This window comes from Sphingobacteriales bacterium (assembly GCA_012517435.1).
GTDB lineage: Bacteria > Bacteroidota > Bacteroidia > CAILMK01 > JAAYUY01 > JAAYUY01.
The window spans coordinates 1-1,947 of record JAAYUY010000146.1; the positions used below are offsets into that span (position 1 = coordinate 1).

Annotated in this window: 2 protein-coding genes; one reads left to right on the plus strand and one right to left on the minus strand. The window is 42.5% G+C overall.

Annotated features, from left to right (window positions below; genetic code table 11):
* Nucleotides 1-814, plus strand: an 814-nt coding sequence (locus GX437_08250; protein NLJ07644.1) for a hypothetical protein, incomplete at its 5' end; no start/stop codon positions are given.
* Between the two features lie 8 nt (nucleotides 815-822).
* Here the strand turns inward: GX437_08250 and GX437_08255 are convergent.
* A partial coding sequence (locus GX437_08255) for a peptide MFS transporter (protein NLJ07645.1) occupies nucleotides 823-1,947 on the minus strand: 1,125 nt, incomplete at its 5' end.

Consider the following 1,947-nt stretch of genomic DNA (forward strand, 5'->3'; position numbering starts at 1 on the left):
GAATGGAAATTTTGAAAACTGGACAAAAACAGGGAATTATGAAGAACCTGATCACTGGATAACCCCCAATATGTTGCTATCAGGCCTTGGCGTAAGTTCTGTAAAAAAGGAATTTACCAATGTGCATTCGGGGAATTATTCAGTGCGGCTCGAGAATGTTGAGGTTTTTGGAGGAATGTATTATGCTCCGGGCTTTATGACTCTGGGGATGTTCACTTTTGACCCTAACACTTTTGAATCGAATATTTTTGGAGGAATACCCTATACCAACCGTCCCAAAAAGTTTAAGGGTTATTACCAATATACCCCTGCTGTTTCTGGAGATACAGGCTTGATTGCCATTGTGTTATTTACTTTTGACACCCTTAGCCAGAAAAAAGATACCATCGGAGGGGGTAAGATTTTTATCAGCCAGGCTACCAGTAGCTGGACAAAATTTGAAGTAAATATCGATTATAAAAACTCAGTTTTACCTGATTCCATGAACATTGTTGTCCTTTCATCCCAGAGTTTGCAGCCACCTGCGGGAACTGTACTTTTAATTGATAGTCTGTATTTCGATCATCTTGGAAGTATCGGAGAAACGGAGTCGCAAAATATTGTCTGGCGTTATTCAGGAAATCGTCTGAATGTCGGTAATCCCTTTCAGGGCAATACTTTCTGGTATTTATCAGACCTGACGGGAAGGGAACTCATGTCAGGCATAGAAAGGGAAAGTGGAGTTATTTCTATTCCTTTTCTTTTAAAAGGAGTATTTATCCTGACAATGGTCAATGACGAAGCAGTAAGATCGGTGAAGGTACTGATTCAATAGGCTGAAAATCAGTCTCTTCCATGCATCCAGTACAGTAGTTTTCCTGAAAGCAGGTAAACCACAATTCCCAGAAACACCATGATGACTAAAATGGCCAGAAACAGGGTCATTGCTCCGAGATTAGACATGATTCCAACGGCAAGACCACCCAGCAGATGAGCAATGAAAAAGCTCAGGAACCATACTCCCATGAAAAAGGAGCTCAGGCGTTCGGGTGCAAGCTTGGTAACCATACTTAAACCGATAGGAGAAACGAATAACTCCCCAATAGTGGAAAAAAGATAGAAAGACAACAGCCAGAGCAGGCTTGCCTGAACCTGAGGATCTGCATTTTCACCACCGCGCTGATGGACGGCTCCCATCATAAACAAAAACCCAAGCCCAAGAATGATCATTCCGTAAGCCATTTTCTTTGGGGTAGAGGGATTTTTACCTTTTTTGTTCAGGAAAAGCCATAACCATGAAAAAACAGGAGAAAGCAATACCACGTAAATCGGATTGATAGACTGGAACCAGGGGGTTGGTATTTCCCAGTTGAAAATCCGTTTATTGATGAATTTTTGTGTATAAAGGTTCAGGGTGCTGCCAGCCTGTTCGAATGATGCCCAGAAAAATATAACCAGAAACAACAGGACAATAATGACTCTGATTCGATCGCTTTCTTCTTTGGTAAAAGGAATTTTCTGCGATTTAACCTGTTGTTCCTGATGTTGAGCCATTAGCTTGTGTTTGGCTGTTTTGCCCATATCACCCAGATATATTTTACCGAGAATCAGGTAAATAATCAGTCCGATAGCCATACCGATTCCAGCGGCCAGAAAACCATAGCGGTAGCCATAAGTTGGCCCGAAATATCCACAGATAATAGGAGCGAGGATAGCACCTCCGTTAAATATCATGTAATAGATGGTGAAGGCACTGTCGCGTCTTTTGTCTCCCTGCTCATACAAGTCGCCAATGAGAGTAACTGTTGTCGGTTTAAAAAACCCGTTGCCGACAGCAAGCAAGGTAAGGCCGGTAAAGAAAGGAATTTGTCCGGCATCGGTAGCCAGTGTAAAATGCCCGAACATGATGAGCAAACCACCGATAAAGATGGAACGCCTTTCACCCAGATATCTGTCGGAGAGGTAACC